The following is a 14,748-nucleotide window of genomic DNA, read 5'->3' as shown; positions in this document are numbered from 1 at the left end:
CAACATTCAGGAGCCATCGACGTGATCAGCACTTCAACCGTCGTCAATTCAGTCGTAGAAAAACTGCGCGCCGCCCTGGCGCAGGGCCAGTGGCGGCGTGGTGAAATGCTGCCCGGCCAGCGTGAACTGGCTGAACAAATGGGCATCAGTCGCCCCAGCCTGCGCGAAGCCGTGATCGTGCTGGAAACCCTCGGCCTGGTGCGCTCCATGCCCGGTAAAGGCGTGGTGGTGCTGGAGACCAGTATCAGCGAGCCGCAGTCGAGTGATGCCGTCGCCGATGCCAGCCTCGAAGACATCCTGCAACTGCGCTACACCCTCGAACCCTTTATCGTCGGCCTGGTGGCCCAGTCCATCAGCAGCAAGGAAGTCGGCCAGTTGCGCCTGACCCTGATGGACATGCGCGAAGCCCTCGATGCGGGTGACGCCGAAGCCGGCATGAACGCGTATATCGACTTTCACGAAGAACTGTTCGCCCTGACTTCCAACCCGATTTTCCAGAACGTAGTGCAGCAAACCAGCACTGCACTCAAGCAAAGCGCCCACGTGCTGCGTAATTCGCCTGAGCACTTGGCTGAACGCCTGCAGGAAAACGAAGCCGTGGTGCGCGCCATCCGCAATAAAAACAGCGCCCTGGCCAGCGCCGAAATGCGTCGGCATATCCTTCAGGAAGGCCTGCGCATGGGCATTCGCTTGAACATCCCGGACGACCATCTGGGCAGTTGATTTTCTGGAGGACGACCATGACCGCTCACGCTTTGCAACGCGACCCACTCCTCCCTGCACTGCGCCTGGTGCCTGGTAAAAAGCTGTCGGTGGATGACATCTACCCCCGCTTGTTCGACGCAATTCTCGAACAGCGCATCGCCCCGTCCAGCCGCTTCACCGAAGAAAGCCTGGGCGAAACCTTTGGCGTGAGCCGCAGCGTGATCCGCCGGGTGCTGGCCAAGCTGTCCCATCAGCAAGTGATCATCCTGCGCCCCAATCAACGCGCCCAGGTCGCCGCGCCAGATGCCCAGCACACGCGGCAGATTCTGGAAGCGCGGCGCCTGACCGAAATCACCGTGGTGCAACTGGCCTGCGCCCAGGCAACACCGAGACAGATCCGCCAACTGCGCGAACTGATTGCACGCGAGCGCGACTGTATCGAGCGTGATCAGCGGGGGCCGGCGATCCGGTTATCGGGGGAGTTTCACTTGCAATTGGCACAGATGGCAGGCAATGCGCCGCTGGCGCAGTTTCTCAACAGCCTGGTGCCGTTGACGTCGTTGATCATTGCCCAATATGAAGCGAAGGCCTGCACGTATTGCGCGTGGCAGGAGCATGAGGCGATCGTGGAGGCGATTGAGCAGCGCGATTCAACCACCGCAGTGGCGCTGATGACCCTGCATCTGGATCACCTGGAATCCAAATTACTCAAGCACCACTGAACCCAAGTGTAAGCAGATCAAAATGTGGGAGCGGGCTTGCTCGCGAATGCGGTGGGTCAGTTAACACATATGTGTCTGATATACCGCATTCGCGAGCAAGCCCGCTCCCACATTTGGCCCCTCGTTGATTGATAAATAGTGTTCCAATAAAAAGCCCCCGCATCTCACGATGCGGGGGCTTTTTATTTACCGCTTGATCAAGCCGGTTGCAGCACCGACTGACCGCTCAACGCCAGATCCAGCAACTCACGGTTGGCGACCGCGTACATGGCGTAGTCCGTACCCACTGCTGCACGGATTTCCACCATCATTGCGCGCCAGCGATCGGCCATGTCCTGATGCTGCTCAAGCCACAGGGCCACGCGGGCTTCCATGTCTTGTGGCGCGTCGGCCATTTGCAGTACCGAGATGGTGATCGCCCGTTGCTGCCAGTCCACGTCGTCGCGGAAGGCTTCGCGGGCCTGGGCCTGCCAGTTGTTGGCCACCGGCAGATCGCTGATCTGCTGCAAGTACCATGGCAAGTCCAGGGCGCTGCCAACGGCGAAGTAGGCCTTGGCCACTTCGGCGGCGTCATGCCCGGTTACGTCGGCGGCTTCGATGATCGGCAGCAAGGTGTACAGGTGAGTCGTACCTGCCACCATGCGCGCCAACAGCTCCGGAACGCCGGCTTCGGTGTAGGCCTGGTAGCGGGTCTGCCAGCCTTCGCGGGTCGGGCCTTCCAGCAGTTCGTCGAGCTTGAGACCCAACGCAGCCAGGTGCGGGCCGAAGTGCGCGGTGTCACGCCCAGCGTCCTGCTCATTGCGACGGCTGCGCAGGAACCAGCGCGTAGCGCGACGGCCCAGGCGCATCAGCTCATCCATCAGCTCCAGTTGCACGTCGGCGGAAACCTGGTGGTCCAGGGCTTCGATCTGACGGAACCAGTGCGGGAGATGGAAGATGTCACGCACGATCACATAGGCGCCGGCCACGTTTGCCGGGCTCATGCCGGTCGACTCTTTGAGTCGCTGCACGAAGGTGATGCCCATATGGTTGACCAGGTCGTTGGCGATCTGGGTGCTGACGATCTCGCGCTTGAGGCGGTGACGACGCATGGCCTCGCCGAACTTGGCCACCAGGCTCGGTGGGAACGCGGTCTCCATGTCACGGGTCAGGTACTCGTCATCCGGCACCTGGGACTTGAGCAGCGCTTCCTTGAGGTCGATCTTGCTGTACGAGATCAGCACCGACAGCTCTGGACGGGTCAAGCCCTTGCCGGTGGACGCGCGCTCTGTGAGCTGTTCCTCGGTCGGCAGGTACTCGATGGCGCGGTCCAGCTTGCCACGGCCTTCCAGGTCGCTCATCAGGCGCTTGTACTCGGCGGCACGCTCGTAGGCACGGCGCGCAGCCAGGGACAGGGCCTGGGTCTGCTTGTAGTTGTTGCCCAACACCAGGTGGCCGACTTCGTCGGTCATGCTCGCCAGCAACTGGTTGCGCTGCTTGTCGGTCATGTCACCGGCCTGCACCACTTCGTTGAGCAGGATCTTGATGTTCACTTCGTGGTCGGAGCAGTCCACACCACCGGCGTTGTCGATGAAGTCAGTGTTGGAACCGCCGCCATTGAGGCCGAATTCCACACGACCCAGTTGGGTCATGCCCAGGTTACCGCCCTCGCCTACCACCTTGCAGCGCAGCTCGTTGCCGTTGACCCGCAGCGCGTCGTTGGCCTTGTCGCCCACGTCGGCATGGCTTTCGGTGCTGGCCTTGACGTAGGTACCGATACCACCGTTCCACAACAGGTCTACCGGTGCCTTGAGCAAGGCGTTGAGCAGCTCGGTCGGGGTCAGTTTGTCGGCCTGGATGTCGAAGCGTTCTTTCATCTGCGCCGAGATGGCGATGCTTTTGGCGCTGCGCGAGAAGATCCCGCCGCCTTCGGACATGATGCTGGTGTCGTAATCGGTCCAGGACGAACGCGGCAGCTCGAACATGCGCTGGCGCTCGACGAAGCTGGTGGCCGGGTTCGGGTTCGGGTCGATGAAGATGTGCAGGTGGTTGAAGGCCGCGACCAGTTGCAGCTTGTCGGACATGAGCAAACCGTTACCGAACACGTCACCGGCCATATCGCCGACGCCTACTACGGTGATGCTGTCTTCCTGCACGTTGATGCCGCGTTCACGGAAGTGACGCTGCACACCAACCCACGCGCCTTTGGCGGTGATGCCCATTTTCTTGTGGTCGTAACCAGCCGAACCACCGGAAGCGAACGCGTCACCCAGCCAGAAGCCGTAGTCGATGGCGATGCCGTTGGCGATGTCGGAGAACGTTGCGGTGCCCTTGTCCGCCGCGACCACCAGGTACGGGTCATCGTCGTCATGGCGCACGACATTGGCCGGCGGCACCAGGGCGCCGTCCTTCAGGTTGTCGGTGATATCCAACAGGCCGGAAATGAAGATGCGGTAGCAGGCGATGCCCTCGGCCGCGATCTCGTCGCGGGTGCCGCCCAGTGGCAGGCGACGCGGCAGGAAGCCGCCCTTCGCACCGACTGGCACGATGACCGAGTTCTTCACTTGCTGGGCTTTTACCAGGCCGAGCACTTCGGTACGGAAGTCTTCTTCACGGTCAGACCAGCGCAGGCCACCACGCGCAACGTTGCCAAAGCGCAGGTGCACGCCTTCAACACGCGGCGAATAGACGAAGATTTCAAACTTCGGCACCGGCTTGGGCAGTTCTGGAATGGCGCGCGGGTCGAACTTGAAGCTGAAGTACGACTTGTTCTGGCCGTTGGCGTCGGCCTGGTAGAAGTTGGTGCGCAGGGTGGCCTTGATCAGGTCCAGGTAGCGACGCAGGATGCGGTCTTCGTTGAGCACCTGAACGTCGTCCAGGGCGGTGAGGATCGCTTGTTCCAGGCGTTGCTGCTTGTCTTCCAGGTCGTCGGCGGTGAGCTTGCGCGCCAGGTAGAAGCGGGTCTTGAACAACCGGGTCAACTCGCGGGCGATGTCGGTGTGGTTGTTCAGGGTGCTGGCGATGTAACCCAGGTCGAAGCCCAGGCGGATCTGCTTGAGGTAGCGAGCGTAGGCACGCAGCAGCGCGACGTCGCGCCATGGCAGGCCGGCGGTGAGTACCAGGCGGTTGAACGCATCGTTCTCGGCATCGCCGTGGACGATATGCACGAACGCGTCCTGCAGCGTGTCGTTGAGCTGCTGGATATCCAGGTTCACGCCTTCGGCGGCGATGAAGGCGAAATCGTGAATCCAGAACTCGCGGCCATTGGCATGGCGCAGGCGATACGGGAACTCACCCAGCACGCGCAGGCCGAGGTTTTCCAGGATCGGCAGCACATCGGACAATGCCAGCGGCGTATCGGCGTGGTAGAGCTTGCAATGCAGCTCACGCTGGCCGGAGACCTGGCCCAGCGGCTGATAGAAGCTCATCACCAGCGGGTTGGCTTCGGTGAGGCTGTTCAGATGCTGCATGTCGACCACGGCCGAATGCGCGGCAAAACGCTCGCGGTAGCCGGCCGGGAAGCCTTTCGGGAAGTCCGCCAGCACGTTGGTGCCGTGGGCTTCGCCGAAGCTTTCCACGACCAGGCTGGCGTAGTCGTCCTGCCAACTGCGGCAGGCTTGCACCACTTCTTTTTCCAGTTGCAGCGGGTCGATGTCCAGGCGGTTCTTCGGGTCAACCCGCAGAATCAGTTGCACACGAGCCAGTACCGACTCGGAGAAGAAGGTCCAGAACTCGCAGTCCGAAGCCTTGAGGCGATCCATCAGCACTTGCTGGATCTTCTGGCGCACTTCGGTGGAGTAGATGTCACGCGGTACGTAGGCCAGGCAGTAGCAGAAACGACCGTATGGGTCTTTGCGCAGGAACACACGGATCTTGTTGCGTTCCTGGATCTGCACGATGGACATCACGGTACTGAACAGCTCGTCGACCGGGGTCTGGAACAGGTCGTCACGGGGCAGCACTTCAACCACCTGGGCCAGTTCCTTGCCCAAGTGCGCCTTGGCCTGGAAGCCCGAACGCCGTTCGATCTCCGCGACCTTGCGGCGGATGTAAGGAATCACCCGCACGCTTTCGCCGTACACCGAGGAGGTGTACAGGCCCATGAAGCGGTGTTCCTTGATGACCTTGCCGTCGGCACTGATCTCACGGATCGACACGTAGTCCGGGTAGGCCGGGCGGTGCACGCGACTTGGGTGCGCGGCCTTGGCGAACGACAGCACGGTGGGTTCACGCAGGTAGGCCACGGCATAGTCTTCGATGCGCAGGTCTTCGGCGGTGAGGCCGGCGCGCAGCAACTTGGTCAGACCGAGGAAGGAATCGGCGTCATATTCAATATGACCGCCGTCCGCCTCGTCACGTACCACGAACTCTTCGTAGCCCAGGAACGTGAAGTGGTTGCCCACCAGCCATTCCAGGAAGTTCTTGATCTCGGCTTTTTCTTCGCCGTCGATGGCGAACTGGCTGGCGTCGATACCGGCCAGCAGGTCCTGGACCTTGGCTTTCATCGGCTCGAAATCAGCCACGGCCACGCGCACTTCGCCCAGCACCTGCTCAAGCTCTTTACTCAGCACATTCAATTCGGCGGCGTTGGCGCAGCGGTCGATTTCCAGGTACATCAGCGATTCTTGCTGGATGCCTTCGCCCTGGGTGCCTTTTGGCAGAACCTCCAACAGCTCGCCCTTGCTGCCACGGCGTACGCTCAGCACGGTGGTTTGCAGGGTGTGGATGCTGTAGCCACGGCGGTTCAGCTCGGTGCGTACCGAGTCCACCAGAAATGGCAGGTCATGGTGCAGCACTTCGACCGCAGTGTGGGTCGATTGCCAGCCATGACGTTCGTAATCGGGGTTGTAGACCCGCACTTGCGGTTGGGTGTGATCAAAGCGCTCAAGCAGGCGCCAGGCAGACAGGGTGCAACCGGCCAGGTCGGAGAGGCGACGCTGGGTCAGTTCGTCCAGGGAAATGATGCCGAAAAATTGTTCAGCGAACAGCGCCACTTGTGGCAGTGCCTGTTCACTGATGTGCTGCGCCAGTGCCGCTTGCAGTTGATGCTGGAAGTCGGCCTTGCTGGCTGCGGTGAAGAACGCCATCTGTGGTACTCCGCTTGGGCTTGTTATTGATGGAAGCGTCGCGTGTTATCCCCTTGCGGGGAGACCGTCAGCTCTGTTCGCTGGTAGTGACGATAAGCACCATAAACGAATCAGGGCGACAGGTGGGTGAAGCTGGACAAGACAGTCAGGTCACATACAGCTTCCATAAGACATGCGCCTTGCCAGGCGACGATACGACGGGCAGGTCCAGCTCCCGGCACAGGGCACATCCGTTGCGCAGCTTAACGAGTGTAGTAAGACAGCTGCTTGCGACGCTGCGACATATTCGGTCATCGGTAAGCAGACTACCGGTTGCGACTTGTGCAACCGGCATTTTCAAGGTGAGAAACCTGCCATTTCCAGGTCAGCAAGTACCGGAAATGACTGATACAGCCCGTCAGGTCATGCTCTGGGTCTGACACACAATGCAGCACAAAATTCGCCGCAATGGCACAATTGCCCGGCGCAACACCCTCTCCCAGACAGGACTCCCCATGCTGCAACTGAAAACCGACGCACTGATGGCCACCCCTTGCGATGAAGAAGAAGACAACATGGCCATGCTCTGCTGCCACGGCAAGAACGGCGAGATGTTCATGCTGTGCCGGTACCCGGATGAAGATGAAGTGGAACTGACCTGGGATTACGAGCCGTCGACGCTGGATGGGCTGAAGGTGACCTTGAGTGCCACGACGTTGCTGGTTGAACTGGCGGCGGGTGATACCGATGCGCTGGGGGGCAAGGATCAGCTGGAAATCACCCACGCCACCGCCGCATCCGACCTGGCCGAGGTGGAGGAAACCTTGCAGAACATCCTCAAAGGCACCGGCACTTTCATCCGTATTTAAGCTGCACCATAGATCAAATGTGGGAGGGGGCTTGCCCCCGATAGCGGCGGGTCAGTTAATACATCTGTGACTGACCCACCGCCATCGGGAGCAAGCCCCCTCCCACATTGACCGTGTTCCCACACAAAAACCCTACAAGTTTTTCTGAAAATACCCGTGACGCTGTTAGTCGCCACCCCCTTCGATGCATTAAAGTAAGCCTCCCAAGCCTGACGCTCGCGCTCGACCATCAGGCTCATCTTTCCAGGAACCGTCATCGATGGAACATCGTGAAGCGCTGCTTGCGCTGCGAACCTTTCTTTCTACGCAGATTCTCGGCCAGGAAAAACTCATCGATCGCCTGCTGATCGCCCTGCTCGCTGACGGCCACATGCTGGTCGAGGGCGCACCGGGGCTGGCCAAGACCAAGGCGATCAAGGAGTTGGCCGAAGGTATCGAAGCGCAGTTCCATCGTATCCAGTTCACCCCCGACCTTTTGCCCGCTGACATCACCGGCACCGAGATCTATCGCCCGGAAACCGGCAGCTTCGTGTTCCAGCAAGGGCCGATATTCCACAACCTGGTATTGGCCGACGAAATCAACCGTGCACCGGCCAAGGTCCAGTCGGCCTTGCTGGAAGCTATGGCCGAACGCCAGGTCAGTGTAGGTCGCAGCACTTACGAGCTGTCACCGCTGTTCCTGGTGATGGCCACGCAGAACCCCATCGAACAGGAAGGTACCTACCCGCTGCCCGAAGCCCAGCTCGATCGTTTCCTGATGCACGTCAAGATTGGCTTCCCGGACGCCACCGTAGAACGGCGCATCCTGCAACAGGCGCGGGGCGAAGCGTTGAATGGCGAAACCAAGCCCGAGCGCCGCGTCAGCCAGCAGGCGATCTTCGCCGCACGCAAGGAAATCCTCGGTTTGTACATGGCCGACGCGGTGGAGGAATACCTGGTGCAGCTGGTGATGGCCACCCGCACCCCGGCCAAGTTCGACCCGGAAATGGCCGAGTGGATCGCCTACGGCGCCAGCCCGCGTGGCTCCATCGCCCTGGACCGCTGCGCACGCGCCCACGCCTGGCTGGCCGGTCGCGACTTCGTGAGCCCGGAAGATATCCAGGCGGTGTTGTTCGACGTACTGCGCCACCGCATCATCCTGTCGTTCGAGGCCGAAGCCGCCGGGATCGACCAGGACCGCGTGGTACAACGCATTCTCGACGTCGTTGCCGTCGCTTGAAGTCGATGAACGCAAGCGATGGTATCCGCGTAACTCTCAGTGAATTGATTGAGATGCGCCACCATGTGCGCGAAGTGCGGTTGTTTTCCACGCCCGGCCAGCGCAGCCCATTGATCGGCCTGCACCACTCCAAGCTGCGCGGGCGCGGAGTCGACTTCGATCAGGTGCGCGTGTACCAGGCCGGCGACGACGTGCGCACCATCGACTGGCGCGTGACGGCGCGCACCCAGGAGCCGCACACCAAGTTGTTCCACGAAGAACGCGAACGGCCGATTTTCATCATGGTCGAGCAAAGCTGCCGGCTGTTTTTCGGCTCGGGGCAAATGTTCAAGTCCGTGCTCGCCGCGCAGGCTGCCAGCCTAATCGGCTGGGCGGCGCTGGGGCATAACGACCGGGTCGGCGGGCTGGTGTTCGGCGACAGCGAGCACTACGAAATCAAGCCCCGGCGCAGCAAGCAAAGCCTGTTGCAACTGCTCAACCGCCTCGTGCGGGTCAACCAGAGCCTGAACACCGAAAGCCGCCCGGAAGCCGATGCCCTGGGCATGGCCTTGCGCCGTGGCCGTGAAGTGCTGCGCCCGGGCAGCCTGGGGATTGTGATCTGCGACGAACGTGCGCTTACCGAAGGCGCCGAGCAACAGCTGAGCCTGCTGTCGCGCCATTGCGACCTGCTGTTGCTGCCGATCTCCGACCCACTGGATCACGCCCTGCCCGCCGCCGGGTTGCTGCGTTTTGCCGAACGTGGGGCGCAACTGGAACTGGATACGTTGAACGTCGACTTGCGCCAGGCCTACAAGGCCCAGGCCGAAGCCCGCATCGCTCGCTGGGAACTGCTCGCGCAGAAACTGCGTGTGTTGTTGATGCCGTTGAGCACCCAGAGTGAAATGGTCGAGCAACTGCGCGAGTACCTCAACCCGCAACGCCCGGTTAAAAAGCAATGAGCAGCCTGGACCAACTACAACCGCTGATCGCCCCACCGGCCATCGGGTTCTGGCCACCTGCACCCGGCTGGTGGCTGTTGCTGCTGGTGATCCCCCTGCTCGGCTGGGGCCTGTGGTGGCTGCGCCGCTTCTTGCCGACCCGCCGCCCCGTGGCCCGCGCCGAGCAGCCGCTTGACCCGCTGCGCATCGCCGCCCTGGCCGAACTGGCGCTGATGCCCAAGCCCTACGACGGCGCTCCCGCTGGCGCCTGGTTGCAGCAACTCAACGGCCTGCTCAAACGCCTGTGTCGCAACGACTACCCTTATAGCCAGAGCCATACCCTCAACGGGCGCAAATGGCTGGCCTTCCTGGATAACCGCTGCCCCGCTGCCGGCCTGACGCGCTGGATGGTGCTGGTGGAGGGCGCCTACAAACCCGAATGCAAACTCGATGACAAAGCCATCGCCGGCCTGACCCAGGCCGTCGACACCTGGATTCGCAAACATGTTTGAGTTTGCCTGGCCGTGGATCTTCGCCCTGTTGCCGTTGCCCTGGTTGATGCGCCTGATCCTGCCGGTGGCCGACAGCGGCGAGCCGGCATTGAAAGTCAGTTTCCTCAGCGATCTCGAAGGCTTGGCTCGCCGCCGTGCCCGGGTGAACTTGCCCGCCTGGCGCCAGCAAGCACCGTTCGTGGTGCTGTGGCTGCTGCTGTTGACCGCCGCCGCACGCCCGCAATGGCTCGGCGAACCCTTGCCGATTGCCGCCAGTGGCCGGGATTTGCTGGTGGCGGTAGACGTGTCCGGCTCGATGGATTTCCCTGACATGCACTGGCAGGACGAGGACGTGAGTCGCTTGTCCCTGGTCAAGCACCTGCTCGGGGACTTTCTTGAAGCGCGTGAAGGCGACCGAGTGGGGCTGATCCTGTTCGGCAGCCAAGCCTATCTGCAAGCACCACTGACCTTTGACCGGCGCACAGTGCGCACCTGGCTGGACGAAGCCCGCATCGGCATTGCCGGCAAGAACACCGCCATCGGCGATGCCATTGGCCTGGCCCTCAAGCGCCTGCGCCAGCGTCCGGCGCAAAGCCGCGTGCTGATCCTGGTCACCGACGGCGCCAACAACGCCGGGCAGATCGACCCGCTGACAGCAGCGCGCCTGGCGGCCGAGGAAGGGGTGAAAATCTACCCGATCGGCATCGGCGCCGACCCCGAGCAAACCGGCTCCCTGGGCATTCTCGGCGTGAACCCGAGCCTGGACCTCGACGAGCCGGCGCTCAAGGCACTGGCCGAGGCCACCGGCGGCCAATATTTCCGCGCCCGCGATGGCGAGGAACTGCAAAGGATCAAGGAGACCCTCGACACCCTCGAGCCTGTCGAGCAACAACCCACCCAGGCCCGCCCGGCCCAGGCGTTATACAGCGGCCCGTTGGCCCTGGCGCTGATCCTGAGCCTGTTACTGGTGATCCAGGAGCGCTGGCCGAACAACGCCTTGCAACGCTGGTTCAACAAACTGTCGAACAAGGGGATTTTCCTGCAACAACACCCGCAATGGCGCCAGCGCCTCCAGCGCCTGCGTTTGCGGAGGCGTCGATGATCGCCCTGTGGCCGCACTGGTTCCGCCCGTGGTGGCTGTTGCTGCTGCCGTTGCTTGGCTGGTTGCTGTGGCAGTTGTGGCACCGGCAAAAGCGCGCCGGGCGCTGGCAGATGATCCTGCCGCCGGCCTTCCATGCCGTGTTGCTCAGTGGTGGCAACGGTCGCGAGAGCAAATCGCCATGGGTGGTGCTTGGCATTGCCTGGCTCTTGGCTGTGCTGGCGTTGCTGGGCCCAAGTTGGCAAAGAGTCGAACAGTCCAGTCAGAAACCCGCAGACCCATTGGTGGTGCTGCTGGAGCTGACCCCGGAAATGCTCGCCACCGACAGCCCGCCCAATCGCCTGGAGCAGGCGCGGCGCAAGCTGTACGACTTGCTGCAAGCGCGCACCGATGCACAAACCGCCATCGTGGTGTATGCCGGCAGTGCCCACACACTGGTGCCGCTGTCGGATGACCTTGCCACCAGCCGCAACCTGCTGGAAGCCCTGCGCCCGTCGATCATGCCCGAGCCCGGCCACCGCGCCGATCTGGCAGTGGAAAAGGCCCTGGGCCTGCTCAAGCAAGGCGGCCTGGGCCAGGGGCGCCTGCTGCTGGTCGGTTCCTCGCTGTCGAAACAGGAACGCCAAGGCATCCGCCTGCAACTGCAAAGTGCCCAGGCACCGGCCTTGTCGATCCTCGGCATCGGCAGCCGCGAAGGCACACCGGTAACCCAGGAAAGCGGCGAATTCCTCAAGGACGACCAGGGCGCGATCCTCGTGCCACGCCTCGACAGCCCGACCCTCAAGGCCTTCGCCAGTGAAATGGGCGGCCGCTACCGTGCGGCGCGCCTGGATGACAAGGACCTGCGCCAACTCGGCCTGCTCGACAGCGCACAAGCCCTGCGCAACGACGGCCAGGTGCTGCACCTGGATACCTGGGCCGACCAGGGCTACTGGCTGCTGCTGCCACTGTTGCTGCTCGCCGCCTGCGCCGGGCGTCGCGGCTGGCTGTTCTGCCTGCCGTTGCTGCTACTGGGCGCACCGCAACCCAGTTATGCGTTTGGCCTCCAGGACCTGTGGCTGCGCCCAGACCAACAAGGTCAGTACCTGCTCAAGCACAAACGCCCGGCCGAAGCCGCCGAACACTTCCAAGACCCGCAATGGCAAGGCGTGGCATTGTACGAGGCGGGCAATTACGCCGAGGCCATTAAACGTTTTGCCCAAGGCAGTGATGCCTATTCCCACTACAATCGTGGCAACGCGCTGGCCAAGTCCGGTGAGTTCGAGGCGGCCATTGACGCGTACGAACAGGCTCTGGAGGCCCAGCCCGATCTGCAACCGGCACTGAAAAACAAAGCCCTGGTGGAAACGCTGATGCAGGAGCAAGCGCAGCCCGAGCCGGCCCAGCCAGCAAAAAACACAGATGACGAAACCACCCAACCCGGCCAAACTGCGCAACCGGGCGCGAGCGGGCAAACGGCTCAGGGTGGCGAACAGCCGGCCCAGGGCCAGGGCGAAGCCGGCAAAAGTGAGACCCAGGCCGGCGCTACGCCAAAACCAGGCGGTAACGAAGTGCCGGGCAGTGAGCTGGGAGACGAGCAAACCACTACGCCGCCCCTGCGCCCAGCCGATACCCGCCTTGAAGGCGAGCGGCGCCAGGCCCTGGAGCAATGGCTGCAAGAGATCCCGGACAACCCCGGCGAACTGCTACGGCGCAAATTCTGGTACGAACAGCAACAACATCAGGACACGACTCGATGAGCCGCTGCACCACCCTTCTGCTCCTGCTCGCGTTGTCGGCAGGCCACGCCCAGGCGGCGAACCTGGTCGCCAGCGTTGACCGCAGCCGCCTCAATTCCGGGGAAACGGTCGAGCTGACGGTGGAGTCCAGCGACGTGACCCAGTTCGGCAAGCCGGACCTGTCCCCCCTGGACGCGCAGTTTGAAGTCAGCGGCACCCGCCAGATCAACCAACTCACGACCCTGGGCGGCGATAACCACGCCACCACGCGCTGGATCATCACCCTGCTGCCCAAGGAAAACGGCAACGTGGTTATCCCACCTTTGCAAGTCGGCGCACTCAAGACCCAGCCGATCACCCTGCAAGTAGTGGAAACCGCCAGCCAGAACACCAGCGCCGAACTGGCCCCGGTGTTTATCGAAGCCAACCTCGACCAGACCAGCGTGTACGTGCAGGCCCAGGCGCTGTTGACCGTGCGCGTGTACCACTCGGTGTCGCTGTATGACGACAGCAGCCTCACGCCACTGCAGATTCCCGACGCGCGCGTCGAACAGTTGGGCGAGTCGCGGACCTATGAGAAGGTCATCAACAGCATCCGCCATGGCGTGATCGAGACCCGCTACGCCCTCTACCCACAACACAGCGGCAGCGTGATGATTCCCGCGCAGACGTTCAGCGCAACCCTGGTGGAGTCGCGCCCGGCCCAGGAGAACACGCTACAGGGCACCAAGCCGGGCAAGATGATTCACGTCAGCTCCGCGGCCCTGCCCTTGACGATCAAGCCCAAGCCGGACCTCTACCCCGCCGACGCCCCTTGGCTACCTGCGCGTAGCCTGACCCTGAGCGAAGGCTGGAACCCCACGCCTGACCACGTGCAAGTCGGCGACTCCCTGACCCGCAGCCTGACCGTCCAGGCCGAAGGCCTGTCCAGCGCACAGCTGCCGGCGCTGCCCAGCACCGAGGTCAACGGCCTACGCCGCTACCCCGATCAACCGGTAATGGCTAACCAGACCAGTGACCGCGGCCTGACCGGCAGCCGTGAAGACCGCGAAGCCCTGGTGCCCACCCGCGCCGGCGCGCTGGAGCTGCCGCCAGTGGACGTGGTGTGGTGGAATACCCACGAAGATCACCTGGAACGCACCAGCCTGCCGGCGCGTACCCTGCAAGTGGCGGTTAACCCTAGCCTGGTGGTAGACACGCCCGCGACACCGACCATCATCACCGCACCCGACGATGAGCGCCTGTGGCTGTGGCAACTGAGCACACTGGCCCTGGCCTGCACCACCCTATTGGGCTTCGGCCTCTGGTGGCGCGCCCGGCGGCAACCAGCCGTGCAGCGCGCCGCGCAAACCGGCCCAAGCCCACGCACCTTGCTCGACGACCTCAAGCGTGCCACCCAGGCCAACGACCCCCACGCCACCCGCCAGGCCCTCGACGCTTGGGCGCGGCAACAGCCAGAAACCCTGGCCGACATGGCGGCGCGGTTTGTGCCGCTGTCGGATGCGTTGGATGGGTTGAATGGCGCGTTGTACAGCGAAAGCGGCCAGTACTGGCTGGGTGAGGATCTATGGCGTGCGATCAAGGCCATCCCGGTAGCCGAACGCGAGCAAGACCCGGCGACCGATACCACCAGCTTGCCGCCGCTGTATCCCAAATAACCGCACGCCAACTGACACACCACAATTCAAAATGTGGGAGCGGGCTTGCTCGCGAAAGCGGTGGGTCAGTTAACATCAACGTTTGCTGGGCCGACGCCTTCGCGAGCAAGCCCGCTCCCACATTTGATCTTCGCTACTTTGAACATTTCGTTCGCTTAACTGACTGGCATTAGGGCTTGCCCCCGATGACGATGGGTCAGCCACCGCTAACCACGATGCGCAGCGAGCCGATCTTGATCTTGATCTGGCTTTTGATCTTAGGCGCCCCGTTAAACCACGCTGGCCGGAATTCGATATTGATTTGG

10 protein-coding genes are annotated in these 14,748 nt (G+C 62.5%); 9 read left to right on the top strand and 1 reads right to left on the bottom strand.

Features of this window, described 5'->3' with window-relative positions; all coding sequences use genetic code 11:
- Positions 1-21 precede the first annotated feature (21 nt).
- Positions 22-723 (top strand): FCD domain-containing protein, encoded by a 702-nt coding sequence (locus JFT66_RS17260; protein WP_034119880.1) that lies wholly within the window; start codon positions 22-24, stop codon positions 721-723.
- A 17-nt stretch (positions 724-740) separates the two neighbouring features.
- A complete protein-coding gene (locus JFT66_RS17255; protein WP_153839574.1) occupies positions 741-1,427 on the top strand; it encodes a GntR family transcriptional regulator in 687 nt (228 codons plus the stop codon).
- Between the two features lie 197 nt (positions 1,428-1,624).
- Here JFT66_RS17255 and JFT66_RS17250 read toward each other — a convergent pair whose 3' ends face one another.
- On the bottom strand, positions 1,625-6,493 hold the full coding sequence (locus JFT66_RS17250) for an NAD-glutamate dehydrogenase (RefSeq protein ID WP_153839573.1): 4,869 nt from the start codon (positions 6,491-6,493) through the stop codon (positions 1,625-1,627).
- Between the two features lie 494 nt (positions 6,494-6,987).
- Between JFT66_RS17250 and JFT66_RS17245 the strand changes: the two genes are divergently transcribed.
- The 7 genes from JFT66_RS17245 to JFT66_RS17215 all read left to right on the top strand — a co-directional run bounded on the left by JFT66_RS17245 (position 6,988) and on the right by JFT66_RS17215 (position 14,443).
- Entirely contained in the window at positions 6,988-7,341 is a 354-nt protein-coding gene (locus tag JFT66_RS17245; RefSeq protein WP_153839572.1) for a hypothetical protein, read from the top strand.
- Between the two features lie 259 nt (positions 7,342-7,600).
- Entirely contained in the window at positions 7,601-8,560 is a 960-nt protein-coding gene (locus tag JFT66_RS17240; protein ID WP_034119884.1) for an AAA family ATPase, read from the top strand.
- A 5-nt stretch (positions 8,561-8,565) separates the two neighbouring features.
- A complete protein-coding gene (locus JFT66_RS17235; RefSeq protein WP_034119885.1) occupies positions 8,566-9,498 on the top strand; it encodes a DUF58 domain-containing protein in 933 nt (310 codons plus the stop codon).
- On the top strand, positions 9,495-9,989 hold the full coding sequence (locus JFT66_RS17230) for a DUF4381 domain-containing protein (RefSeq protein ID WP_017136650.1): 495 nt from the start codon (positions 9,495-9,497) through the stop codon (positions 9,987-9,989). Before JFT66_RS17235 ends, JFT66_RS17230 begins: the two co-directional genes overlap by 4 nt.
- Positions 9,982-11,070 carry a vWA domain-containing protein gene (locus JFT66_RS17225; protein ID WP_198859727.1) on the top strand — a complete coding sequence of 363 codons (1,089 nt, stop codon included), beginning with the start codon at positions 9,982-9,984 and terminating at the stop codon, positions 11,068-11,070. The genes JFT66_RS17230 and JFT66_RS17225 overlap by 8 nt, the downstream gene beginning before the upstream one ends.
- Complete coding sequence (locus tag JFT66_RS17220; RefSeq protein WP_198859726.1) at positions 11,067-12,806, top strand: tetratricopeptide repeat protein; 1,740 nt, start codon at positions 11,067-11,069, stop codon at positions 12,804-12,806. The genes JFT66_RS17225 and JFT66_RS17220 overlap by 4 nt, the downstream gene beginning before the upstream one ends.
- Positions 12,803-14,443 carry a BatD family protein gene (locus JFT66_RS17215; RefSeq protein ID WP_153839568.1) on the top strand — a complete coding sequence of 547 codons (1,641 nt, stop codon included), beginning with the start codon at positions 12,803-12,805 and terminating at the stop codon, positions 14,441-14,443. Before JFT66_RS17220 ends, JFT66_RS17215 begins: the two co-directional genes overlap by 4 nt.
- Positions 14,444-14,748: the final 305 nt, after the last annotated feature.

The organism is Pseudomonas sp. MF6755 (assembly GCF_016405635.1).
Classification (GTDB): domain Bacteria; phylum Pseudomonadota; class Gammaproteobacteria; order Pseudomonadales; family Pseudomonadaceae; genus Aquipseudomonas; species Aquipseudomonas haemolytica.
Note: the sequence above shows the minus strand (reverse complement) of the source record. Positions and strands in the feature narration are given on the sequence as shown.